Here is a 22,953-nt window from a genome sequence, read left to right on the forward strand (position 1 = left end):
CCGTGTTTCGGGGTGGGCCGGGCCGCTGCATGCGCGTCGGCCCGTGAATGGGGTATCCCCTGCTCCTGGTGAGCGTGGGGCAGGGCCGAGGAGGGCCGGGTGACGACCTATGACGATCGAGCGAGCCTCACAGATCTGACCACGACTGCGGAGCGGGTGCGCAGGTCGGTGGAGAGCGTGATCGAGGGCAAGCCTGAGGTCGTACGGCTTTCGCTGACCGTGCTGCTGGCGGAGGGGCATCTCCTCATCGAGGATGTCCCCGGGGTCGGCAAGACGATGCTGGCCAAGGCGCTGGCGCGGTCCATCGACTGCTCGGTGCGGCGCATTCAGTTCACACCGGACCTGTTGCCTTCGGACATCACCGGTGTGTCCATCTTCGACCAGCAGCGGCGCGACTTCGAGTTCAAACCGGGCGCGATCTTCGCCCAGATCGTGATCGGCGACGAGATCAACCGTGCCTCGCCGAAGACCCAGTCGGCGCTGCTGGAGTCGATGGAGGAGCGCCAGGTCACCATCGACGGGCACACGTACGAGCTGCCCGACCCGTTCATGGTGGTGGCCACCCAGAACCCGGTGGAGATGGAGGGCACCTATCCGCTGCCCGAAGCCCAGCGCGACCGGTTCATGGCCCGGGTTTCGATCGGCTATCCGAGTGCGGACGCCGAGCTGCGGATGCTCGATGTGCACGGCGGGACCTCGCCGCTCGACGATCTGCAGCCGGTGGCGCACGCGCACGACATGGTGAAGCTGATCGACGCGGTACGGACGGTCCATGTGGCCGACGCCGTGCGGCGGTACGCGGTGGAGCTCGTCGGGGCCACCCGCAGCCATCCCGATCTCCGGCTCGGCGCCTCGCCGCGGGCCACCCTGCATCTGCTGCGCGCGGCGAAGGCCTCCGCGGCGCTGAGCGGCCGGGACTACTGCCTGCCGGACGATGTGCAGGCGCTGGCGGTCGCTGTTCTCGCGCACCGGCTGCTGCCGACGGCACAGGCCCAGCTGAACCGTCGTACCGCCGAGCAGGTCGTGCTGGAGATCCTGCAGCAGACACCGGTACCCACCGCCGGTGGCGGCGCCGCCACCGTGCAGCCCCAGCACCAGCCGGGCCGTCCGGTGTACAGCCGGCAGCAGCCCGGCGTACGGCGGGTGTGATGACCTCCGGGGGGCCGGCCGCGATGGACGACGGCGACGACAAGGGCGGTCTGCGGGCCGCTCTGAGCGGGCTGACCACACGCGGGCGGTCCTTCCTCGCGGCCGGTATCGCCGCGGCGATCTGCGCGTATGTGCTGGGACAGGCGGATCTGCTGCGGGTCGGGCTGCTGCTCGCCGCGCTGCCACTCGTCTGTGTCGTGGTGCTCGTCCGCACCCGTTACCGGGTCGCGGGCACCCGGCGGCTCTCGCCGTCCCGGGTGCCCGCGGGCACGGAGGCGCGGGTCCATCTGCGGATGGAGAACGTGTCCCGGCTGCCGACCGGGCTGCTGATGCTGCAGGACCGAGTGCCCTACGTGCTCGGGCCGCGGCCCCGGTTCGTGCTGGACCGGGTGGAGGCGGGCGGTCGTCGCGAGGTCTCCTACCGAGTGCGGTCGGATCTGCGCGGGCGCTATCCGCTGGGTCCGCTGCAGCTGCGGCTGAGCGATCCGTTCGGGATGTGCGAGCTGACCCGTTCGTTCAGCGCGTACGACACCCTCGTCGTCATTCCGCGGACCGAGCCGCTGCCGCCGGTACGGCTGGCGGGCGAGGCCTCCGGATACGGCGAGGGACGGCAGCGTTCGCTGGCGCTGGCCGGTGACGACGACGTGATTCCGCGCGGCTACCGGCACGGCGACGATCTGCGCCGGGTCCACTGGCGCTCCACCGCGCGCTACGGCGAGCTGATGGTGCGCCGCGAGGAGCAGCCGCAGCGGGCCAGGTGCACGGTGCTGCTGGACACCCGGCGGGTCGCCTATCAGGGGACGGGGCCCGACTCCGCCTTCGAGTGGGCGGTGTCCGGTGCGGCGTCCACGCTGGTGCACATGCTGGAGCGCGGCTTCGCGGTCCGGCTGCTGACCGACGACGGGAACGCGGTTCCGGGCGAGGGCGAAGGAGGCTTCGCCGGATCGACGCAGGAGTCCGCCGACTCCGCGGGGCTGATGATGGACACCCTGGCGGTGGTAGATCACTCCGACGGGGGCGGTCTGTCACGTGCCTACGACGTACTGCGCGGCGGCAACGAAGGGCTGCTGATCGCGTTCTTCGGCGATCTGGACGAGGAGCAGGCGGCGGTGGCGGCCCGGATGCGGCAGCGCAGTGGTGGCGCCGTCGCGTTCGTACTGGACAGCATGGCCTGGGCGCAGGGCGCCGCGCCCGCGGGGGCGGACACGGCGTTCGAACGGCGGCTGCGGCTGCTGCGTGAATCGGGCTGGACGGCGGTGGCGGTGGCGCCGGGGACCGGTCTCGCCCGGTATTGGCAGCAGGCGGGACACCAGGGCGTGGCGACGCAGTCCGCTGCCGTCGGCGGCACCACAGGTGGCACGACAGGTTTCTCCGGGGGATGGTCATGAGCGGTCGTGGTCGGCTGACGCTGTGCGCTTTCGCGGCGACGCTGATGGCGGCGGGCTCGATGCTGCCGCTGGTCGAGCCGGCCGGGTGGTTCCTGCAGGCCGCGTTTGTGCTGGCGGTCCAGAGCGGGATGGGCGCGCTCGCCCGCCGGGTGCCCATGCCCCGGATGCTGATCGTCGCGGCGCAGACACTGGTCACGCTGGTTCTGCTGACGGTGGTGTTCGCCAGGACTCAGGCGTTGGCCGGTGTCCTGCCGGGTCCGGAGGCCGTCCAGCGGCTCGCGGATCTGCTGACATCGGGCGCCGAGGATGTCGGGAGGTACGCCGCTCCGGCGCCCGTGACGGACGGCATCCGGCTGATGCTGATCGGCGGTGTGCTGCTGGTCGGTCTGGCCGTGGACGCCCTCGCTGTGACGTTCCGCAGCGCGGCCCCGGCCGGTCTGCCGCTCCTCGCGCTGTACTCGGTGGCCGCGGGACTTTTCGAGGGCGGAGCGGACTGGCTCTGGTTCCTGCTCGCGGCCGGTGGCTATCTGCTGCTTCTGCTGGCCGAGGGCCGGGACCGGCTCTCCCAGTGGGGGCGGGTCTTCAGCGGCGCGACCAGCCCCCCTGGCGGTCCGGCGGTCGGTGCGGCGTTCTCCGACGGCCGTCCGACGGCCCCGGTCCGCACCGGACGCCGCATCGGTGCGCTTGCGCTGGGGATCTCACTGGTCGTACCGGCGGCGCTGCCCGCACTCGACAGCGGTCTGCTGGCCGGTACGGGCGGCACGAACGGCAAAGGGAGCGGCGGAGGCACCATCTCCGCGGTCAACCCCCTGGTCTCGCTGCAGAACAATCTGAACCAGCCGGAGAACCGGGAGGTGATGTCCTACCGCACCGATTCCGGTGACCCGCAGGGCTTCTATCTGCGGATCCTGGCCCTGGATCAGTTCAACGGAAGCGAGTGGCGGCCCTCCACGCGCCGTCTGAAGGATGTACCGAAGCGGCTCCCGACCCCGGAGGGCCTCGGCCCGGACGTCCTGGCCACGGAGATCAGGTCGAACATCTCCGCGTCCCGTTCCTACCAGCAGACCTATCTGCCGCTCCCCTACCCCGCGACCGAGGTCAGGATCGGCGGGCGCTGGCGATACGAGCCGATGGGGCGGACGCTCGTCGGTGACCGCGGGGAGACGACCCGCGGTGCGCAGTACCAGGTCTCCAGTCTGATGGTCCAGCCGACCGCTGATCAGCTCGCCGCGGCAGGCGCCGCGCCGGCCGCTCTGCAGCGCGAGTACACCAGTGTTCCCGACTCCCTGCCGAAGGTGGTCGGGCAGACCGCGGACAGGGTGACGAAGGGCGCCGCCAACAACTACGAGCGGGCGGTGAAGCTGCAGAACTTCTTCGCCTCGGACGGCGGCTTCACCTACGACACCTCGGTGAACTCGGGCACCGGGAGCGCGGCGATCGGCCGGTTCCTGAAGGACAAGCGGGGCTTCTGCGTCCACTTCTCGTTCACGATGGCTGCGATGGCGCGGACACTGGGCATTCCGGCCCGGGTCGCGGTGGGCTTCACTCCCGGCACTGCGCAGCCGAACGGTTCGGTGTCGGTGGGGCTGCGCGATGCTCATGCCTGGCCCGAGCTGTATTTCGAGGGCATCGGGTGGACCCGTTTCGAACCGACGCCGACGCGGGGCACCGCCCCGTCCTACACCCAGTCGGACGCCCCCGTCGGCGGCACGTCCGATCCGGCCCGGCCGGAGAAGGGCGCCTCGGCCGCTCCGACTGTCGCGCCGTCCGTCTCGGACAGCTGCCCGGCCCAGATGCGCAAGCAGGGCGAGTGCGGCAGCTCGGCGGCGCCGGGGGCAGCGGCTCCGACGGATTCCGGGACGCCGACAGGCACCGTCCTCGGTCTGGTCCTGGCCGCCGGGTTGATCCTGGCGCTCCCGTTGCTGCCGATGCTCTGGCGGGTTCGGGCGCGCAGGCGCCGGCTGAGTTTCTCCGCCGGGCGTACGCCGGCGGATGCGACAGCCAGAACGCTGGCGGCCTGGCAGGAGATCATCGACACGGCATGGGACCACGGCATCGAGCCGGATGACTCCCGGACCCCGCGCAAGGCGGCGGCCCGGGTGGTGCGGCTGGGTCAGCTCGGCCCCGACGAGGCCGCCGCGGTGCACCGGGTGGCGGGGGCGGTGGAGCAGGTGCTCTACGCCCCGGAGCCCCGGTCGGGTACCGGGCTCGCCGAGGACGTGGAGACGGTGCGGGCCGGACTGCGGGCGTCGGCCGGGCGGTTCGCCCGGATCCGCGCAGTCGCGGCGCCACGCTCGGCCGTTCGGGTGATCTGGGCGGCCTCGGATCGCTGGGCGGCGTTCACCGGCAGGTGGGCGGCGCGGTGGCGCCGGGACCGGTGGGCCGGTTGGCTGCGACGGCCTTCCCGCCAGCAGGGGTGACGGGGCCTGGCCTGCGGCCCGGTTCTGTCACGCCGGCAGGGGTGACGGCGGGCCTGGCCTGCGGCCCCGTCTCTGTCCTCGATCGCCGGACGGGCCGGTAGGCGCTTCGGGCCCGCCCGGCGGCCTTCGCCCCGGCAGCGGACGGGCCCGAAGCTTCCTGGGGCCCGCCCCCGACAGTCCCTTGCCCCGATTGGCCGGACAGGTTCGGAGCTTTCTCGCACTGCCCCGGACGAAGGTATGCACTCAAGCGCCGGGCAGGCTCGGTTTTCGGGGCCGCCCGGCATGTGAGTGCGGCGGCGGGCCGAACCCGGGCACACGTGAGGGGCGGCGGCTGAAATGCGTCTGCAAATCACCCACGATTGTTCGAGGCCCTATTGGCCCTGCTCGTCACGGCGACGCTGCCACCGCTGCTCGATCCGATTCATCACGGTCCGGCGTTGCTTGGGCTGACGGCGCTCGCCGCCGCCTCCGGCTGCCTGTCGCTCGCCCGGCTTGGGCGCTTTGCGCCAACCTGTGACCGCAAGGACCGCGCAGCCGAGCATGACGAGGAACCCCACCACGCTGATCCAGATCTGCTGGGCGACCATTCCGGCCATGAGGAGCGCGATACCTACCAGGAAGCCTGCGACCGCCTGGTAGACCCGTCGCCGGGTGTACGTACGCAGCCCGCTTCCCTCGAGCGCTGTCGCGAACTTGGGATCTTCGGCGTACAGCGCTCGCTCCATTTGCTCGAGCATTCGCTGCTCGTGCTCCGAGAGCGGCACGGAGTCCTCCTCGTCGTCGGCCGCGGGGGGCGGCCGGTATGCGGCCCTTCCAGGATAGGCAGGGAATCGCCCCCGTGAAACCCGCCCTCTTTGCCAATCAGCCAGTCCGGGCCGCCATGACGACTCAGCTGCTGAGGCGTTGATTCCCCAACCTCCGATCCGTCATGCCGGATGGTGTCCCCCGATCATACGTGGCGAAGCCCCCGATCGGGGGTCCTGGGGCGTACTCCATCTGCGGCTGCGTCCCTGATCAGCCGCGCTACAGCTGAGCTACCACTGGTCGGCGGCCGCGCGCTCAGGCGCGCTTCGTGCCCAGAACGTGCAGCTGCGTCGCGACCGAGTGGAAGGCGGGCAGTTCGGCCGCGGCCGCCTCCAGCTTGAGCAGGGCCTCCATGGCACCGGGCTCGGTGTCCACCAGGACGCCCGGTACGAGGTCGGCGAAGACTCGTACGCCGTGGACCGCACCGACCTCGACGTCCGCCGCGGAGACCAGCTCGGTGAGCTGTTCCGCGGTGTAGCGCCGGGGCACCGGGTCCCCGTCGCCCCAGCGGCCCGCCGGGTCGCTGAGCGCCTGCCGCGCCTCGGTGAAGTGACCGGCGAGTGCCCGGGCCAGGACCGCGCCGCCGAGCCCGGCGGCGAGCAGGCTGAGCGCACCGGACGGACGGAGCGCCTCGACCGCGTTGCGCACACCTTCGGCGGGGTCGTCCACGTACTCCAGGACTCCGTGGCACAGCACCGCGTCGTAACCACCGCGCTCCACCACCTCGAACAGGCCGTGGATGTCGCCCTGGACGCCGCGGACCCGGTCGGCGACCCCGGCCTCGGCGGCTCGGCGCTCCAGGGCGAAGAGCGCGTTGGGGCTGGGGTCGACGACGGTGACCCGGTGGCCGAGACGGGCGACCGGCACCGCGAAGTTGCCGGTGCCGCCGCCGGTGTCCAGGACATCCAGGGCGTCCCTGCCGGTCGCCTTGACCTGGCGGTCGAGGGCGTCCTTCAGGACCTCCCAGACCACGGCGGTACGGAGGGAGGCGCGGGGGCGCAGCTGGTCCGACACGGCAGATGACTCCTCGGCACGGTGCCGCCGCTGACGGCGGAGCGTGAACAGTGCAGGTGGTACAGGTGCTGTCCACCCTATTGCCTCGCGCCCCCGTCGCCGTCATCCTGCGTCGGGCCGCTCCCTCCGGGCCTGCGGGAGCACCGGCTGAAGCGCCAGCAGCCGCTCGACCAGGCGCAGGAACATCGCCGCGTCACGCAGCAGATCGTCGGCGTCCCGCCGGCTGGCCGCACCCGGTATACCGGCTTCCGCGCGGGCTCTGCGACGGGCGCCGGAGGCGAACAGTGCGCTCCATTCGGTCAGTTCGGGGGCTATTTCCGGGAGAACCTCCCAGGCGCTGCGGATCCGCTCGCGGCGCCTCCGGGATGCCTCGGGGCGGCCCCGCACGGCGAGCACGGCGGCAGCAGTGCGCAGCGCGGCGAGGTGGGCGGTGGCATACCGCTCGTTCGGCACATCGAGAACGGCGGCCTCGTCGAGGCCGGTGCGGGCCTGGGCGAGCAGATCGAGGGCGGCGGGCGGCGCCGTGGTGCGGCGCACAACGGGATGGACATCGTTTGCCGGACCGGTCAGTGAGGGGGCAGGGCCGTCTGCGCGGCGCCGGGGTGCGGCTGCTGCGGACGAGTGGGCCATGACGAAACCTCCTGTCTCGTGTAACGGCTCCGTGGCCGTATGTATCCATCGTGAGGGGCGCCACTGACAATCGGCCCCGCCTACCGCCTGACCTGCCCTTTTGCTTCGATCGCGAGTTCGGGATACTTTTTAGACTGACCAGTCAGTTCAAAAAGGGGAGAGTCTGTGGACAGCCCGCACGGGGCAGCTGTCACCGCCGAGGATTTCGGGCTCAAGGGACCACGCGGCTGGGCCTTCCGGGGTGCAGGCATCGAGGCCGGGCCCGGCTCACTCGTGGCGATCGAGGGCCCGTCCGGCTCCGGCCGCACCTGCCTGCTTCTCGCCCTCACCGGCCGGATGCGCCCCACCGAGGGCCGGGCGGAGATCGGCGGACTGCGCCTGCCGCGCCAGATGGCCGCCGTACGCCGCATCAGCGCACTGGGCCCGGTGCCCGGAGTCAGCGAGCTCGACCCGGCCTTCACCGTCGCCGAGCACCTGCGGGAGCGGGCCCTGCTGCAGCGCCGCTTCGACGGTTCGTTGCGCGCTCTGCTGCGTCCGCGCGCCGAGCGCATCGCCGCCGCGCAGGAACGGATCGACGCGGCGCTGGACGCCGCCGGACTCGACCCCGCCGCCCTGCCCAAGGCCGAGCGGACCTCCGTACGGGATCTGGAACGGCTGGAGGCGCTGCGGCTGTCCATCGCCCTCGCGCTGATCGGCCGGCCCCGGCTGCTCGCGGTGGACGACACCGATCTCAAGCTCTCCGACGCCGAACGGGCCCAGGCCTGGGAGCTGTTGCGGTCCATCGCCGACAGCGGGACGACCGTGCTCGCCGTGTGCAGCCAGGCACCCGAGGGCGCCATCACCGTACGTACCGACACCACGGCCGCTCCGGCGGACGCGCAGGACACCGCAGCCGAGGAAACCACGACCGAGGAGGGACCGGCCGATGCGTTCGCCGAGACTGGCCGCGCTTGAGCTGAAGCGTTTCGGCAGGGGAAAACTGCCGGTCGCCGCACTGATCGCGCTCCTGCTGCTGCCGCTGCTCTACGGCGCCCTGTACCTGTGCTCCTTCTGGGACCCGTACAGCCGCCTCGACAAGATCCCGGTCGCGCTGGTCAACGACGACAAGGGCACCACCGCCGCCGGAAAGCACATCGCGGTCGGTGACGAGATCACCGGCAAGCTCCTCGACTCCAAGACCTTCGAGTGGCACGAGGTGAGTTCCGCCGAGGCGCACAAGGGCGTCGAGGACGGTACGTACTACCTCTCGCTCACCATGCCGTCGGACTTCAGCAAGCAGATCGCATCCAGTTCGGGTGACTCCCCCGAGACCGGCGCGCTCCAGGTGCGGACCAACGACGCCAACAACTACATCGTCGGGCAGATCTCCCGGACGGTGTTCTCCGAGGTGCGCACCGCCGCGTCGACCAACGCCTCGCGCGGCTTCCTCGACCGGATCTTCATCAGCTTCTCCGACCTCCACGACGCGACGGCGAAGGCCGCCAAGGGTGCCGACGACCTCAAGGGCGGCATCGGCAAGGCGAAGAAGGGATCGCAGGATCTGGCGGACGGGCTGAAGGACGCCAAGGCCGGCAGCAGCAGTCTGGCCGGTGGGATCGTCAAGCTGAACAAGGGCGCCGGCGACCTCGAAACCGGCTCCCGGCAGGTCGCCGACGGGACCCAGCTGCTCGCCGACAAGGTCAACGGGGTGGCGGCCGACGTCCGCCCGTTCCTGAAGGACAACGGCAAGTCGATCGGCGACACCGCCCGGCTGGTCGCCGATTCCTCGCAGACCGTACGGGACAACCTCGACCTGCTGGTGAAGTCGGCGCCCACCGCGGCCACCGCCGCCCACACAGCCTCCGACGACCTGGCCGACGTCTACCGCACCCGCTGCACGGAGCAGCTGCTCGCCGACCCCACCGTCTGCCCGCCGCTGAAGCGCGCGAAGACCGCGGCGGCCGATGTCGCGAAGGTGGCCGACGACGTGAATGTGCTGGTCACGAACCAGAACGGCGATCTGAAGAAGCTTCGCGCCCAGCTGACCACGCTGCAGCAGCAGGCCACTGACCTGGCCGAGAGCGCGCCGCACCTGAACGAGGACCTCAAGTCCGCCGTGAAGAAGGTCAACGCGCTCAACACCGGCGCCCACAAGGTCGCCAAGGGAGCGGACGAACTGCACACCGGCCTGGCCACGGCCAAGACCGGCTCCGCCGACCTGGACACCGGGGTGAGCAATCTCAAGAAGGGCGCGAACGACCTGGACGGCGGACTGATCCGGCTCGGCGACGGTTCGGCCACCCTCGCCCAGGGACTCAACGACGGCGTCGGCAAGATTCCCGACTACGACAAGAAGGACCGCGACGCGCGTACGGAGGTCATGGCCGACCCGGTGCAACTGGCCTCCAAGTCGCTGCACTCGGCCCCCAACTACGGCACCGGCTTCGCCCCTTACTTCATCCCGCTCTCGCTCTGGGTCGGCGCGATGGTGGCGTACATGCTGATCCAGCCGCTCAACCGGCGCGCACTCGCCGCCGGGGCCTCCGCCTGGCGGATCGCCTTCGCGGGCTGGCTGCCGGTGGCCGCGATCGGTCTGCTGCAGGTGGCCGCCCTGATGTCCGTACTGCACTGGGGCCTCGGTCTGCAGATGACCCGTGCCGCCGGAACGATCGGCTTCCTGGCGCTGGTCACCTGCTGCTTCGCAGCGATCGTCCAGTGGCTCAACGCCCGGTTCGGAGCTGCCGGACGGATTCTCGTGCTCGCGGTGCTGATGCTCCAGCTGACCTCGGCCGGGGGCACGTATCCCGTCCAGACCAGCCCCGGATTCTTCAACGCGATCCACCCCTACCTGCCGATGAGCTACGTCGTCGATGGGCTGCGCCGGCTGATCACGGGCGGCGGGCTCGGTCCCGTCTGGCAGGGCTGCGCGGTGTTGCTGGCCTTCACAGCGGGGGCGCTCGCACTGACGGCGGTCTCCGCACGCCGCAAGCAGGTGTGGACCCTGGACCGCCTTCACCCGGAGCTGAGCCTGTGAGCGCGCCCGGACCTGTGAGAATCAGGGGCATGGAAAGCAGTAGCACCACGCGCCGCCAGGCCACCCGGCAGAAGCTCTACGAGGCGGCCGTGACTCTCATCGCCGAGAAGGGCTTCTCGGCGACCACGGTGGACGAGATCGCCGAGCGCGCCGGGGTCGCCAAGGGCACGGTCTACTACAACTTCAAGAGCAAGACCGAGCTCTTCGAGGAGCTGCTGCGCCACGGCGTCGGGCTGCTCACGGCATCGCTGCGCTCGGCGGCGGAGGAGACCGAGGGGCGCGGCGGCACCCGGGTCGAGGGCCTGGACGCGATGATCAGGGCCGGTCTGGTCTTCATCGACCGCTATCCGGCCTTCACCCAGCTGTACGTCGCGGAACTGTGGCGCACCAACCGGGCCTGGCAGTCGACCCTTCTGGTGGTGCGTCAGGAGGCCGTCGCCGTGGTCGAGGAGGTGCTGCGCGAGGGCGTGAAGAACGGTGAGCTCAGCGAGGAGATCGACATCCAGCTGACGGCTGCCGCCCTGGTCGGCATGGTGCTGGTGGCGGCTCTGGACTGGCAGGCGTTCCAGCCGGAGCGGTCGATCGACGATGTGCACTCGGCGCTGTCGCTGCTGCTGCACGGGCGCGTCAGCGGGCGCTGACCCCGTGGGGGCCGGCCCCTGAGGCGGGGCCACCCCGCCGCGGCCGCCCGCACCGACACACAAGGACGCCGGTCCGGCAAGGCTCGATCCCCCCGAGCCTGCGCCGGACCGGCGTCTGCTGTGCAACCGGAGAACCTTCCCCCGTGACCCCCGTTTTCCCCCGTGGTCCCCGGGCTCTCCGTCGTGCTCCCCCGCTCCGGAAGGAGTGCCGCGCCCGTTCCGCCGCCCCGTGTCGGCGGTGCCGGTGCCGCGCCCCTCTCCGTGGGCTCCAGTCTCCCGTCCGCGCAGGTGGGAACCCATCCGCGCACCTACTCATCTCGTTGTCTAGGTACGGATACTCAGGGCTGCGCACCGAACCCCACTCCGGGCCGATCGCCGTCTGGTTACGATCGCGTCCGTGTCCGTACTCCCTCTGGTGTTCACAAGCGGCTGGGCGAGCGGGATCAACGCCTATGCGGTGGTCCTGCTGCTCGGTGTCTTCGGCGCGACCGGGATCAGCGACGAGGTGCCCGCATCGCTGCAGCGCACCGATGTCCTCGTCGTTGCCGGTGTGCTCTTCCTGTGCGAGGTGGTGGCGGACAAGATCCCGTACGTGGACTCGGTCTGGGACTCGGCGCACACCGTCATCAGGCCGGTCGCCGGTGCCGTCGTGGCGGCGCTGCTGGCCGGCGAGAGCGGTTCGCTGCCGGAGCTCGCGGCCGGGGCCGTCGGTGGTTCCACGGCGCTGATGAGCCATCTGGTGAAGGCCGGCACCAGGATGGCGGTCAACACCTCCCCCGAGCCGTTCAGCAATATCGCGGTGAGCACGGCCGAGGACCTGGGCGTCGCAGGAATCGTCACGTTCGCGATATTCCATCCGCTGGCGGCCGCGATCATCGCCGCGGCGCTACTGCTGCTCGGCATGGTGATACTGGTCTTCCTGGCCTCCCGGATCCGTCGGTTCCTGCGCCGCAGGGCCCAGCGCCGCGAGGAGAAACGCCTGGCCGGGACCGGTTCGCACTGGCCGCTGGACTGAGTGTCCCAGGCGGCCGTTAAGGTCACTGACATGGCACGAATTGCGGTGATCGGCGCCGGGATGGGCGCGATGGCGGCGGCCGCCCGGCTCGCCGTGGCAGGCCACCGGGTGACGGTGTACGAGCGGTCGGAGACCTTTGGCGGCTCGGTCGGCCGGTATGCCCACGAGGGCTTCGCCTTCGACACCGGTCCCACGCTGCTGCATCTGCCGGCGGTCTACCGCGACTTGTTCGTCAAGACGGGCAAGGAGCCGCTGGAACGGTGCGTCACCATGACCCAGGTCGATCCGGCGAGCCGCCACATCTTCGCGGACGGCACGGCCGTCTCGCTGCCGAATGCCTCACGGGCCGGGGTGGTCGCCGCCCTGGACACCGCCCTCGGGGGCGGCGCGGGCGCGGCCTGGGGCGAGTTCCTCGACCGGGCGCGCGATGCCTGGGACCGGTCCCGGCGTCCGCTGCTGGAGGAGCCGTTGCGCTCCGACTGGCAGGTGCTCGGCCGTGATCCGTATCCCGCGCTCCGGCAGCGCCGGCTGCTGCGCCCGGCCCGTCGGGCGGGCACGGTGACGGAAGTCGGCGCGTGGGAGCTCTCGGATCCCCGGCTGGCCGCCCTGTTCGACGGGTACGCCCTGTCGTACGGCCTCGACCCGCTGCGCGCCCCGGCGGCGGCCGCCCTGCTGCCGTACATGGAGGAGACCTTCGGCAGCTGGTACGTCTCCGGCGGGATCCGGGCCCTGGCGCAGGCGGTGTACGAGCGGTGTCTGGCCCGGAAGGTGGAGTTCGTCTTCGGCGGCGAGGTGGCCCGGGTCGTCGAGAAGGACGGCCGGGCGGCGGGCGTCGAGCTCCTGGACGGGACGGTTGCCGAGGCCGGCCATGTGGTGCTGGGGGCCCGTCCGAATCCGGGCCTGGTGCCCGGTCAGGAGCTGTGGCGGGACGGCGATGTCGCGGTGCAGCCGGGGCAGGCAGTGGTGCCGGGCCGGTTCCTGGTCCTGCTGTCGCTGCGCGGCGCCCGGCCCGCGGATGCCGTGCACCGGACCCTGGTGCACCCGGCGGACGGCGGGGCGGAGCGCGAGGCGGTGTTCGGCGGAAGGCTTGCCGACCGTCCCACGGTGGCGGTGCTGCGCCCGGACGACCCGTCGACCCGCCCCGACGACGCGCACGAGGCAGTGACCCTGATGGCGACGGTCGCCCCGCACGGCGCGGTGGACTGGACGGACGCGGCGCTGCGCGAGCGGTGCGCCGACGCACTGATCGAAGCGGCCGGCGCGGCAGTGCCCGGCATACGGGAGCGACTGCTCCACGCCGAGGTACGAACCCCGGCCGAGACGGCGGCCGACACCGGCGCCGAGGGCGGCTCGGTGCCCGCGCCCGCGCTGGCCGGGGCAGGGGGCGCGTATCTGCACCCGGGCAATCGCACCCGGCTGCCGGGGCTCCATGTCGCGGGCGGCTGGTCGCATCCGGGTGGCGGGCTCGCCCACGCGGGGATGTCGGGGGCGCTGGTCGCCGGGCTGATCGTGGAGGGGGACGGGTTCCGGGGCTCCCGATGAGGGAGAGGCCGCCGGTCGTCGGCGCCACCGGGGTGCCGGGCAGGTCCGATCGCCGCCCTGCCCTCGGTCACTCCCGCGGCGCCCTGTTCCTGCCGGTCCGCCGTCAGTAGCGGTACTGCTGCTCGTTGTAGCCGGTGTCGTAGCCGTTCGGGTACGGGGCGGGCTGTGCGGGCTGCTCCGGAGGTGCGGGCGGGTACTGCTCGCCCTCGCGCTGCTGCGGCACCCAGACGCCGCCGGGCGGGGTCTCGGGGGCGTACTGCTGGGCGTACGGATCGGCGGCGTACTGCTGCTGGCCGCCGTAACTGTCGTAGCCGTTGCCGTTGCTGTCGTACGAGGTGTACTGCGTGGAGCCGCCGGTGGTGCCGGTCCCGATGTACGGGTCGGAGTATGCGGCGTACTGCTGCTGGCCCGTGCCGTAGTCGTACTGCCCGGCGAACGGCTCCTGACCGGCGTACGGCTCCTGGCCCGGTGCCGTGTACGTGGAGTGGTCGGCGTAGGGGTCGTACGCCGCGTACTGGGGCTGCTGCTCGGGCTGCCGGCCCTGGTTCTGTCCCTGCTGCGACTGCGGGTGATCGCTGTAGATGCCGTACTGCCCGGTGTCGTCCGGCAGCGGCTCCGGCTCGTAGACCGCGGCCCCCGGCGCCGCGGCGCCGGCCCGCTGCGGGACCTGCTCGTCGTACTCCATCTCCAGGTCCGACACCTCGAGCGTGGGCTCGCGACTGTCCCGGTCGCCCCCGCCCCGGCGGCGACGGCTCTCGCCGGGGCTGCCCCCTATCGCCCAGCCGGTCGAGAAGCCGCGCCTGAAGGACAGCGTGACGTACGTCTGCCCCGTCGCGAACGCGATCGCGCCGACGGCGATGACGAACACGGACGGCATCAGTACGCCGACGACCACACAGCCGAAGCCTGCGAAGGCGAGCAGACGCCAGCGAAGGCGCGCCTTGTACTGCAGGAGCACCTCGCCGAGCAGCCACAGCGCGACGATTCCGAACGCGATGTAGAGGACTGTCCAGCCCATGCCCGCCCCCTCCTACGGCCACCGCCCCGGGTCGTGGCGGGTACGGCCGGTCACGACTGCTTGTGCAGTCCGAGATTCTCGTAGATTTCGAGCGTCGCCGTCGAGTTGTTGAGCGTGATGAAGTGCAGTCCGGGCACACCCTCGGATCGCAGCCTCGCGCAGAACTGCGTTGCGAAGTCGATGCCAATGGAGCGTACAGCGGCGGGATCGTCCTTGGCGGCGAGGATGCGTTCTTTCAGTGCGGAAGGGAAAGACGCGTTGCTGAGCTGCGCAAACCGGTCCAACTGCTTGACGCTGGTCAGCGGCATGACCTCGGGGATGATCGGCGTTTCGCAACCCGCAGCGACCACACGGTCACGCATCCGCAAATAGTCCTCCGGATTGAAGAACATCTGGGTGATCGCATAGTCGGCACCGGCGCGGCACTTGTCCACGAAATGCCGGGTGTCGGTGTCCCAGTCGGTCGAGCGCGGGTGCATCTCGGGAAATGCCGCGACGCCGACGCAGAAATCGCCGGATTCCTTGATGAGCCGAACGAGATCGGCTGCGTACCGCACACCCTGCGGGTGCTCGACCCACTCGCCCATCGGGTCGCCGGGCGGGTCTCCGCGCACGGCGAGGATGTTCCGGATTCCGGCGTCGGCGTACTGCCCGATCATGTTGCGCAGCTCGGCGACGGAGTGGTTGACCGCCGTGAGGTGCGCGACCGGAGTGAGGGTGGAATCGGCAGCGATCTGCTGAGTGGCCTTGACCGTCCCGGCCCGGGTGGAGCCACCGGCCCCGTAGGTCACGGAGACGAAGCTCGGCCCCACCGCCTCGACGCGGCGCAGCGCATTCCAGAGGTTCCGCTCGCCCTTCTCGGTCTTGGGCGCCCAGAACTCGAACGAATACGAAGTCTTACCGGTCGCGAGGAACTCACGCACCGTGCGCGCGTGGTCTGTCCTGGTAGAAGGTGTGCCAAGGGCCATACGGGCAGGTTAACCAGAGCGCGACGACCACAGGACCAGACCAGCGGTAATTGCCCGAATTGACTGGTTGTTTGTCCATCCTTCGGACACTTGGCCGGATCACGCTCCGGTGCGCACCCGGATTCGCTTGGCCAGCTCGGCGGTGGCGGCAGCCGGGTCGATGGCCTCGGTGATCGCCCGTACGACGACCACCCGGCGCGCTCCGGCGTCCAGCACCTCGTCGAGATTGCCCGCGTCGATCCCGCCGATGGCGAACCACGGACGCCGCTGGTCGAGCGAGGCGGCGTACCGCACGAGGTCCAGGCCCGGGGCGTGCCGGCCGGGCTTGGTCGGGGTGGGCCAGCAGGGGCCGGTGCAGAAGTAGTCCACCCCGGGCTCGGCGACGGCCGCGTCGACCTCGGACTCGGCGTGGGTGGAGCGGCCGATCACCACATCCTCGCCGATGATGGCGCGGGCGGCGGGGACCGGCAGGTCGCCCTGGCCGAGGTGCAGCACATCGGAGCCGATGGCGTGGGCGACATCGGCCCGGTCGTTCACCGCGAGGAGCTTGCCGTGGCGCCTGCAGGCCTCGGCGAATACCGCCAGGTGATCGAGCTCCTCGGCCGCTTCCATGCCCTTGTCGCGCAGCTGGACGATGTCCACCCCGCTGGAGAGGACGGCGTCGAGGAACGCGGGGAGGTCACCTTGGCGCCTGCGGGCGTCCGTGCACAGATAGAGCCGGGCATCGGACAGCAGTGCGCGAGGCGTGGACATGGTGCGTTTCCCCCTGAAGAGCCTTGCGGAGCGGTTGTCGGTACAGCACGGGGGTGCGGGCCGCGCACTCCTGCGCGGCCCGCCCCTCACATACGGACTGCGGTCAGACGGCGAGCGCCTGGGCGCGGCGCTTCACCTCCGTGCCGCGATTCTCACTCAGCGCCTGGGCAGGGGTGCCCGGCAGGGTCGGGTCGGGGGTGAAGAGCCATTCCAGCATCTCTTCGTCGGTGTAGCCGTCGTCCCTCAGGAGCGTCAGGGTTCCGGAGAGACCCTTGACCACCTTGTTGCCGTCGATGAAGGCGGCAGGCACCTGCAGCGTCCGGTTCTCACCACGTCGTACGGCGATGAGCTGGCCCTCCTTGACCAGTTGCCGCACGCGTGTCACCTCGACATCGAGCATTTCGGCGATGTCGGGAAGGTGGAGCCAGGCAGGGACGAGAGCATCGATCTTTGCGTCAATCTCGGTCACAGGGACAAGCGTGCCATCCCGGACCGACAGTCGGTAGCCGGGCCGACCGTACGGGGGTCGGGGTACGCCGTCAGAGGGTCGCCGACTTCAGCGGTACGGAGGGGTCGGCGGCCCGTGCCGGATCGAGCCGGACCCCCGCCTCGATGAGCTTGCGCCCCTGCGCCAGATCGCGTGGCCGGCCGACGGCGAGGACCGCGACCAGGACGCCGTCCCGCAGCCAGCACACCGACCAGGAGGGACCGGCCGGATCGCCGCGCCACAGCAGGGTGTCGGCGCTCCCGTGGTGGCCCGCGTACTGCACGAACCGGTCGAACTGCTCGGACCAGAAGTACGGCACGGGGTCGTACGTCTGCGGCGCCGGGCCGTCCTCGGCCCCCGCCCCGATGATGTTGGCGGCGGCGGTCCGAGGGCCCTGGAGGGCGTTGTCCCAGTGGTGGATGAGAAGGCGTTCGCCGTACCGCAAGGAGGGGAACGAGGCGCAGTCACCGACCGCGTACACATCGGGGAGCGAGGTGCGCAGCGCCCCGTCGGCGGTCACCGATCCGTCGGGGCCGAGCGCGATACCGGAGCCGGCCAGCCAGCCCGTGGCGGGCCGTGCGCCGATTCCGACGACGACCGCTCCGGCCGGGATCGTGCGGCCGTCCGCGAGGATCACCCGGCCGGGTTCGATGCGGGCGACCCGGGCTCCGGTGAGGAGTTCGGCGCCGCTCTCGGCGTACCAGGCGGTCATCGGGGCGGCGACCTCGGCGGGCATCGCGTCCGCGAGGGGCCGGTCGGCGGCCTCGACGACGGTGACCTCGCAGCCCGCGGCGCGGGCCGCGGTGGCGAACTCGGCGCCGATCCAGCCCGCGCCGACGACCACGACGCCGTGCTGCCCGTCGAGTACGGGCCGCAGCCGTGCCGCGTCGTCGAGGGTGCGCAGCAGATGGACGCCGGGAACACCCTCGGCGCCGGGCAGGACAACCGGTTCGGCGCCGGTCGCGATCACCAGGACGTCGTACGCAACGGGTCCTGACGGGGTGTCCAGCTCATGCGCGCCCGGTCGTACACCGGTGACTTCGCGGCCCAGCTGCAGATCGATGTCCAGCGCCTCGAAGTCGACGTCGAAGGCGGAGTCCTCGGCCTTGCCGAGCAGTACCGCCTTGGACAGCGGGGGCCGGTCGTAGGGCTGGTGCGGTTCGGCGCCGATCAGGGCGACGGAGCCGGTGAAGCCCTGTTCCCGCAGGGCCACCGCCGTCTGCACGCCTGCCATGCCCGCGCCGACGATGACGACACGGCGTCCTGCCTGCCGGTCCGGCTGCTCTGACTGCTGCTGCTCGCTCACCCGTACACCTTAAGCATCTGACGGTTCGTCAGGAAGAGGGGAACTCTTCGACCGTGCTCGTACCACTGCCCTCCTGCGACTCCCACTCCCACCGCTCGTCCAGCCGGACCCGGCCGTCCGCGAGGTCGACGACAGTGGAGACACAGTGACCGGAGGATGTCGTGCCGTCCTGCTTCAGCTGGACGGAGGGGCACCTCCCATGCCTTTGAGGCCATGGGGGAGGAAGTCGAGGGTGTCGTCGACGCGGGTACCGACGAGATGGCCGCGGACCACGTCGCCGCCCGCGTACTCGGCCCAGACCTGGCCGTCCTTCTCGTGGTACGTGAAGCGGGTACGGGTACCGACCTGTCCCGGGGCCTGGTCGGCGACCGGTGAGAGAACGAGTCCGTCGAGCGAACGGGCCACGGTGGCTGCTCCCTTACCCGGTCCGGGGGACGGGGTCTAGGGTGGCGACGTAAAACACTCGCGGGAGCCCGGACGCACCGGGCTGAGAGGGAGGCTGGGGCGGCCTTCGACCGTACGAACCTGATCCGGGTCATGCCGGCGAAGGGAGGGGCTGGACGCCCATGCGTTCTTCTCGCAACGGAAACGGATCCGATGTCCTTGTCGTCGGGGGCGGGATCATCGGTCTGGTGACCGCCTGGCGGGCCGCGCAACGCGGACTGCGTACCGCGGTCGTCGATCCCGAACCGGGTGGCGGAGCCGCCCGGGTGGCGGCCGGCATGCTGGCCGCCGTCACCGAACTCCACTACGGCGAACAGATGCTGCTGGGCCTCAATGTCGCCTCGGCCGCCCGCTATCCGGCCTTCGCGGCCGAGCTGGAGGCGGCGAGCGGACAGGGGACGGGCTTTCGCGCCTGCGGCACCCTGGCCGTCGCGCTGGACTCCGACGACCGTGCCCATCTGCGGGATCTGCACGCCCTGCAGCAGCGTTCGGGCCTGGAGTCGGAGTGGCTCACCGGCCGCGAATGCCGCCGCCTGGAGCCGATGCTCGCGCCGGGCGTCCGCGGCGGTCTGCGGGTCGACGGCGACCACCAGATCGATCCCCGCCGGCTGGCCGCCGCACTGCTGACCGCCTGCGAGCGGGCCGGGGTGATCTTCCATCGCGGATGGGTGGAACGCCTGACGGTGACACACGACCGGGCCGCCGGAGCCGTGCTCGCCGGGGGTACGGAGCTCGCCGCCGACCAGGTCGTACTCGCCGCGGGCAGCCTCAGCGGCCGGCTCCCGGGGCTGCCGGACGAGGTCGTGCCGCCGGTCCGGCCGGTGAAGGGACAGGTGCTGCGGCTGACCGTGCCCGCCGCGTACGCACCGTTCCTCACCCGGACGGTCCGGGCCGTGGTTCGGGGCAGCCATGTCTATCTCGTACCGCGCGAGAACGGCGAACTGGTCGTCGGCGCCACCAGCGAGGAGATGGGCTGGGACACCACCGTCACCGCGGGCGGCGTCTACGAGCTGCTGCGGGACGCCCACGAGCTGGTGCCCGGCATCACCGAGCTGCCGCTCACCGAGACCCGGGCCGGTCTGCGCCCCGCCTCCCCCGACAACGCCCCGCTGCTCGGCCCCACCGCCCTGCCCGGCCTCCACCTCGCCACCGGCCACCACCGCAACGGGGTGCTGCTGACCCCCGTCACCGGCGACGTCATGGCGGAGTTCCTCACCACAGGCGAGCTGCCCGAGGTGGCCCGCCCCTTCACCCCGCACCGTTTCTCGTCCGCCGCCGTCTCCGTACGTCAGGAGCAGCCCGCATGACCGATTCCGCGCCCCTCTCCGTGTCCGTGAACGGCGAGGTCCGTCTCCTCGCCGCGGGCACCACCCTGGACACCCTTGTCGCCACCCTGACCGCCGCGCACTCCGGCGTCGCGGCCGCCGTCAACGAGACCGTCGTCCCGCGCGGCCAGTGGTCCACCGCCGCACTCGGTGACGGTGACCGCGTCGAGGTCCTGACCGCGGTCCAGGGAGGCTGACCATGTCCGACGACCTCTTCACCCTCGGCGACACCGCCTTCGGCTCCCGGCTGATCATGGGAACCGGCGGGGCGCCCAGCCTCGACGTGCTGGAACGCTCCCTGACCGCCTCCGGTACCGAGCTCACCACCGTCGCGATGCGCCGCCTCGATCCGACCGTGCAGGGCTCGGTGCTCTCCGTGCTCCAGCGGCTCTCCATCCGCGTACTGCCGAACACGGCGGGCTGCTTCACCGCGGGCGAGGCCGTGCTGACCGCCCGGCTGGCCCGCGAGGCGCTCGGCACCGACTGGATCAAGCTGGAGGTGGTGGCCGACGAGCGGACCCTGCTGCCCGACCCGATCGAGCTGCTGGACGCCGCGGAGACCCTGGTGGACGACGGCTTCACCGTGCTTCCGTACACCAATGACGACCCCGTGCTGGCCCGCAGGCTCCAGGATGTGGGGTGCGCGGCGATCATGCCGCTCGGCTCCCCCATCGGCTCCGGCCTCGGCATCCGCAATCCGCACAACTTCCAGCTGATCGTCGAGCAGGCCCGGGTGCCGGTGATTCTCGACGCGGGCGCCGGGACGGCCTCGGACGCGGCGCTCGCGATGGAGCTGGGGTGCGCGGCGGTGATGCTGGCGTCCGCGGTGACCCGGGCCCAGGAGCCCGAGCTGATGGCCGCGGCGATGCGGCATGCGGTGGAGGGCGGGCGGCTGGCGTACCGCGCGGGCCGGATCCCGCGCCGCCACTTCGCCGAGGCCTCGTCGCCGGTGGAGGGACGCGCGGTGCTGGACCCGGAGCGCCCGGCGTTCTGACCCACCGGACCGCCGGCGGCGGCTGCGGCACGCATGTCCCTGTCACGGCTCGGCTGCAGTACGGCCCCGGGTCCGCCCCGGCCGGTGGGCCGTGTCCGTGGCGGCTCGTAGACTCGCATGCGTGGATACGACCCTCCAGGACCCTCTCGTCGGGCAGCTGCTCGACGGCCGCTACCGCGTCGATGCCCGCATCGCCGTGGGCGGCATGGCCACGGTCTACCGGGCCGTGGACACCCGGCTCGACCGGGTGCTCGCCCTCAAGGTGATGCACCCGGCGCTCGCCACGGACGCCTCTTTCGTCGAGCGCTTCATCCGCGAGGCCAAGTCCGTGGCCCGGCTCGCGCACCCCAATGTCGTCGCGGTCTTCGACCAGGGCGCCCAGGGGCAGTACGTCTACCTCGCGATGGAGTACGTCGCGGGCTGCACCCTGCGCGACGTACTGCGCGAGCGCGGCGCCCTGCAGCCGAGGGCCGCACTGGACATCCTGGAGCCGGTGCTCGCCGCCCTCGGCGCCGCGCACCGGGCAGGCTTCGTGCACCGCGACATGAAGCCTGAGAACGTCCTGATAGGGGACGACGGCCGGGTCAAGGTCGCCGACTTCGGTCTCGTACGAGCCGTGGGCGCCGTCACCAACACCACCGGGTCCGTCCTGGGCACCGTCTCCTATCTCGCCCCCGAGCAGATAGAGCACGGCACGGCGGACACCCGCACCGATGTGTACGCCTGCGGTGTCGTCCTGTACGAGATGCTGACCGGCTCCAAGCCGCACGCCGGCGACACCCCCGCCCAGGTCATCTACCAGCACCTCAACGAGGACGTCCCGGCCCCGTCGGCCGCCGTCCCGGGGCTCCCCCTCGAACTCGACGACCTGGTGGCCTGCGCCACCGCCCGTGACCCCGAGGTCCGCCCGTTCGACGCGGTGGCGCTGCTCGCCGAGACCCGCGCGGCCCGCTCCGGCCTCACCGACGCCCAGCTGGACGCCGTGCCGCCGCAGGCTCTCGCCGAGGTGCACGACGCCGCCGAGGACCGCACGAGCGTGATCCCGCGGCTGCTCCCGGCCGACCAGGGCGTCGCCCACCACACCAGCCGGCTGGAGATGCCCCCGCCGACGCCGCCGCAGCCCGCGCCGCACGGCCTGCGTCGCCGCGGTCCGCGACGCTCCGTCATCGCCGTGGTCGTCGCGGTGCTGCTGGCGCTGGGGATCGGCACCGGTGTCTGGTACATCAACTCCGGGCAGTTCACCCGGGTCCCCTCGGTACTCGGCCAGACCGAGAAGACCGCCCAGAAGCGGCTCTCGGACGCCGGCCTGGAACTCAAGAGCGTCAAACGGGCCTACAGCGACACCGTCGAGCGCGGCAAGGTCATCAGCAGCGACCCCGAGTCCGGCGCCCGTATCCGGGGGAACGACACGGTGACGCTCGTCGTCTCGCGCGGCCCGGAGATCGTGAAGGTGCCCGATGTCCAGGACCTCTCGCTCGGGGATGCCAGGCGCGCGCTGAAGGAGACGGGTCTGGTGCCCGGCATGGTCACCAAGGAGTTCAGCCAGGAGACGGGACGCGGCGAGGTGATCCGCACGGACCCGGTGGCGGGCACCGAGCGCCACCCGGACTCCGCGGTCGCCCTCGTCGTCAGCAAGGGCGCTCCGGTCGACGTCCCGGATGTCACCGGGCTGTCCGTCGAGGACGCCACCGCCGCGCTGGACGAGAAGGGGCTGAAGGCAAAGGTGCTGCCCGACCGGGTCAGCTCCCCCGAGGACGCGGGTGACATCGCCCGTCAGACGCCGGGCGAGGGCACCGAGGCCGCCGAGGGCGACACCATCACGCTCACGGTCTCCGAGGGACCGCGGATGATCAACGTCCCGGACGTCATCGGGAAGGACGTCGACGACGCCAGGAGCGAGCTGGAGGACGCCGGCTTCGAGGTCAAGGTCGACCGCCCGTTCCTGTCCTTCGGCGACACCATCGACAGCCAGTCCGTCGACGGCGGCCGGCAGGCCCCCGAGGGCAGCACCATCACCATCAAGACCAAGGGACTCTAGATCC

At 71.5% G+C, this 22,953-nt stretch carries 20 protein-coding genes, 1 pseudogene and 1 riboswitch; of the genes and pseudogenes, 12 read left to right on the plus strand and 9 right to left on the minus strand.

Annotated elements, in window-relative coordinates; genetic code table 11:
• Positions 1 to 99: 99 nt before the first annotated feature.
• The 3 genes from ACFVYE_RS01835 to ACFVYE_RS01845 are packed head-to-tail and all read left to right on the plus strand — an operon-like array spanning position 100 to position 4,957.
• Positions 100 to 1,149, plus strand: a complete 1,050-nt coding sequence (locus ACFVYE_RS01835; RefSeq protein WP_383973615.1) for an AAA family ATPase — start codon at positions 100 to 102, stop codon at positions 1,147 to 1,149.
• Positions 1,149 to 2,537, plus strand: a complete 1,389-nt coding sequence (locus tag ACFVYE_RS01840; protein WP_389603587.1) for a DUF58 domain-containing protein — start codon at positions 1,149 to 1,151, stop codon at positions 2,535 to 2,537. Before ACFVYE_RS01835 ends, ACFVYE_RS01840 begins: the two co-directional genes overlap by 1 nt.
• Positions 2,534 to 4,957 (plus strand): DUF3488 and DUF4129 domain-containing transglutaminase family protein, encoded by a 2,424-nt coding sequence (locus ACFVYE_RS01845; RefSeq protein ID WP_389603589.1) that lies wholly within the window; start codon positions 2,534 to 2,536, stop codon positions 4,955 to 4,957. The genes ACFVYE_RS01840 and ACFVYE_RS01845 overlap by 4 nt, the downstream gene beginning before the upstream one ends.
• Before the next feature lie 371 nt (positions 4,958 to 5,328).
• Here the strand turns inward: ACFVYE_RS01845 and ACFVYE_RS01850 are convergent, their stop codons facing one another.
• The 3 genes from ACFVYE_RS01850 to ACFVYE_RS01860 all read right to left on the minus strand — a co-directional run bounded on the left by ACFVYE_RS01850 (position 5,329) and on the right by ACFVYE_RS01860 (position 7,405).
• On the minus strand, positions 5,329 to 5,721 hold the full coding sequence (locus ACFVYE_RS01850; protein ID WP_383978771.1) for a DUF3040 domain-containing protein: 393 nt from the start codon (positions 5,719 to 5,721) through the stop codon (positions 5,329 to 5,331).
• 295 nt (positions 5,722 to 6,016) lie between these two features.
• The gene (locus ACFVYE_RS01855; RefSeq protein WP_383978774.1) at positions 6,017 to 6,775 is read right to left on the minus strand and encodes a class I SAM-dependent methyltransferase; all 759 of its coding nucleotides are present in this window, start codon (positions 6,773 to 6,775) and stop codon (positions 6,017 to 6,019) included.
• A gap of 102 nt (positions 6,776 to 6,877) precedes the next feature.
• Complete coding sequence (locus ACFVYE_RS01860; RefSeq protein ID WP_383978777.1) at positions 6,878 to 7,405, minus strand: SAV_6107 family HEPN domain-containing protein; 528 nt, start codon at positions 7,403 to 7,405, stop codon at positions 6,878 to 6,880.
• Positions 7,406 to 7,570: 165 nt separating this feature from the next.
• On the opposite strand from ACFVYE_RS01860, the gene ACFVYE_RS01865 reads away from it, so the two are divergent.
• The 5 genes from ACFVYE_RS01865 to ACFVYE_RS01885 all read left to right on the plus strand — a co-directional run bounded on the left by ACFVYE_RS01865 (position 7,571) and on the right by ACFVYE_RS01885 (position 13,616).
• Positions 7,571 to 8,359 carry an ATP-binding cassette domain-containing protein gene (locus ACFVYE_RS01865; protein ID WP_383978780.1) on the plus strand — a complete coding sequence of 263 codons (789 nt, stop codon included), beginning with the start codon at positions 7,571 to 7,573 and terminating at the stop codon, positions 8,357 to 8,359.
• Entirely contained in the window at positions 8,331 to 10,418 is a 2,088-nt protein-coding gene (locus ACFVYE_RS01870) for a YhgE/Pip family protein (RefSeq protein WP_383978783.1), read from the plus strand. The genes ACFVYE_RS01865 and ACFVYE_RS01870 overlap by 29 nt, the downstream gene beginning before the upstream one ends.
• A gap of 29 nt (positions 10,419 to 10,447) precedes the next feature.
• Positions 10,448 to 11,059: a TetR/AcrR family transcriptional regulator gene (locus ACFVYE_RS01875; RefSeq protein ID WP_383978786.1), complete on the plus strand. Its 612-nt coding sequence runs from the start codon at positions 10,448 to 10,450 to the stop codon at positions 11,057 to 11,059.
• Between the two features lie 397 nt (positions 11,060 to 11,456).
• Complete coding sequence (locus ACFVYE_RS01880; RefSeq protein ID WP_389603592.1) at positions 11,457 to 12,074, plus strand: DUF4126 domain-containing protein; 618 nt, start codon at positions 11,457 to 11,459, stop codon at positions 12,072 to 12,074.
• A 30-nt stretch (positions 12,075 to 12,104) separates the two neighbouring features.
• Positions 12,105 to 13,616, plus strand: a complete 1,512-nt coding sequence (locus ACFVYE_RS01885) for a phytoene desaturase family protein (RefSeq protein ID WP_389603594.1) — start codon at positions 12,105 to 12,107, stop codon at positions 13,614 to 13,616.
• Between the two features lie 103 nt (positions 13,617 to 13,719).
• On the opposite strand, the gene ACFVYE_RS01890 is transcribed toward ACFVYE_RS01885, so the two are convergent.
• The 6 genes and pseudogenes from ACFVYE_RS01890 to ACFVYE_RS01915 form a co-directional block, all read right to left on the minus strand.
• On the minus strand, positions 13,720 to 14,634 hold the full coding sequence (locus ACFVYE_RS01890; protein ID WP_383969724.1) for a hypothetical protein: 915 nt from the start codon (positions 14,632 to 14,634) through the stop codon (positions 13,720 to 13,722).
• A 50-nt stretch (positions 14,635 to 14,684) separates the two neighbouring features.
• Positions 14,685 to 15,602, minus strand: coding sequence for a methylenetetrahydrofolate reductase [NAD(P)H] (gene metF / locus ACFVYE_RS01895; RefSeq protein WP_383055282.1), 918 nt, complete (start codon positions 15,600 to 15,602; stop codon positions 14,685 to 14,687).
• 99 nt (positions 15,603 to 15,701) lie between these two features.
• Positions 15,702 to 16,355 carry a thiamine phosphate synthase gene (gene thiE / locus ACFVYE_RS01900; RefSeq protein ID WP_383969721.1) on the minus strand — a complete coding sequence of 218 codons (654 nt, stop codon included), beginning with the start codon at positions 16,353 to 16,355 and terminating at the stop codon, positions 15,702 to 15,704.
• Between the two features lie 103 nt (positions 16,356 to 16,458).
• Positions 16,459 to 16,824, minus strand: a complete 366-nt coding sequence (locus tag ACFVYE_RS01905; RefSeq protein ID WP_030919271.1) for an Rv2175c family DNA-binding protein — start codon at positions 16,822 to 16,824, stop codon at positions 16,459 to 16,461.
• A 70-nt stretch (positions 16,825 to 16,894) separates the two neighbouring features.
• Positions 16,895 to 18,148, minus strand: coding sequence for an NAD(P)/FAD-dependent oxidoreductase (locus ACFVYE_RS01910; protein ID WP_383969717.1), 1,254 nt, complete (start codon positions 18,146 to 18,148; stop codon positions 16,895 to 16,897).
• Between the two features lie 28 nt (positions 18,149 to 18,176).
• Positions 18,177 to 18,553: pseudogene (locus ACFVYE_RS01915) on the minus strand (hypothetical protein).
• A 50-nt stretch (positions 18,554 to 18,603) separates the two neighbouring features.
• A riboswitch (TPP riboswitch) is annotated at positions 18,604 to 18,717 on the plus strand.
• On the opposite strand from ACFVYE_RS01915, the gene thiO reads away from it, so the two are divergent.
• The 4 genes from thiO (at position 18,715) to pknB (ending at position 22,949) form a co-directional block, all read left to right on the plus strand.
• The gene (thiO, locus tag ACFVYE_RS01920; RefSeq protein ID WP_383969715.1) at positions 18,715 to 19,899 is read left to right on the plus strand and encodes a glycine oxidase ThiO; all 1,185 of its coding nucleotides are present in this window, start codon (positions 18,715 to 18,717) and stop codon (positions 19,897 to 19,899) included. (Overlaps the previous riboswitch by 3 nt.)
• Positions 19,896 to 20,114 carry a sulfur carrier protein ThiS gene (gene thiS / locus ACFVYE_RS01925; protein ID WP_383969712.1) on the plus strand — a complete coding sequence of 73 codons (219 nt, stop codon included), beginning with the start codon at positions 19,896 to 19,898 and terminating at the stop codon, positions 20,112 to 20,114. The genes thiO and thiS overlap by 4 nt, the downstream gene beginning before the upstream one ends.
• Before the next feature lie 2 nt (positions 20,115 to 20,116).
• On the plus strand, positions 20,117 to 20,911 hold the full coding sequence (locus ACFVYE_RS01930) for a thiazole synthase (protein WP_327275691.1): 795 nt from the start codon (positions 20,117 to 20,119) through the stop codon (positions 20,909 to 20,911).
• A 121-nt stretch (positions 20,912 to 21,032) separates the two neighbouring features.
• Positions 21,033 to 22,949 (plus strand): Stk1 family PASTA domain-containing Ser/Thr kinase, encoded by a 1,917-nt coding sequence (gene pknB, locus ACFVYE_RS01935; RefSeq protein ID WP_389603598.1) that lies wholly within the window; start codon positions 21,033 to 21,035, stop codon positions 22,947 to 22,949.
• Positions 22,950 to 22,953 lie beyond the last annotated feature (4 nt).

The sequence above is a fragment of the Streptomyces sp. NPDC058239 genome (assembly GCF_042882185.1).
GTDB lineage: Bacteria > Actinomycetota > Actinomycetes > Streptomycetales > Streptomycetaceae > Streptomyces.